The organism is Streptomyces sp. AC627_RSS907 (genome assembly GCF_019049165.1).
Window position 1 is genome coordinate 1 of the sequence record NZ_JAGMUE010001520.1, and the last position, 570, is coordinate 570.

Consider the following 570-nt stretch of genomic DNA (forward strand, 5'->3'; position numbering starts at 1 on the left):
ATGCGGTACGTGGACAGCGCCTTCGAGTCCCTCGCCCCGCTGCTGCGCCGCCCCGCGCTGGTCGTCGGCAAGTCCACGGTCCCGGTCGGCAGCGCGAGCCGGCTCGCCGCGCGCCTGAGCGAGCTGGCGCCGGTGGGCGAGGACGCGGAGCTGGCCTGGAACCCGGAGTTCCTGCGCGAGGGCTTCGCTGTCCAGGACACCCTGCGGCCGGACCGCATCGTCGCGGGCGTCACCAGCGAGCGGGCCGAGAAGATGCTGCGCGAGGTGTACGCGGCGCCGCTGGCCGCGGGCACGCCGTTCGTGGTGACCGACTTCCCCACCGCCGAGCTGGTGAAGACCTCCGCGAACTCCTTCCTGGCCACCAAGATCTCGTTCATCAACGCGATGGCCGAGGTGTGCGAGGCCGCCGACGGCGACGTGGTCAAGCTGGCCGAGGCGATCGGCCATGACGAGCGGATCGGGAAGAAGTTCCTGCGCGCCGGGATCGGGTTCGGCGGCGGGTGCCTGCCCAAGGACATCCGGGCCTTCATGGCCCGCGCCGGCGAACTCGGCGCCGACCAGGCCCTCACC

At 72.6% G+C, this 570-nt stretch carries 1 protein-coding gene; it reads left to right on the plus strand.

All coding sequences use genetic code 11. The annotated features are described in order from the left end of the window. Positions 1–570, plus strand: a 570-nt coding sequence (locus KUM32_RS42785) for a nucleotide sugar dehydrogenase (protein ID WP_217146949.1), incomplete at both ends; no start/stop codon positions are given.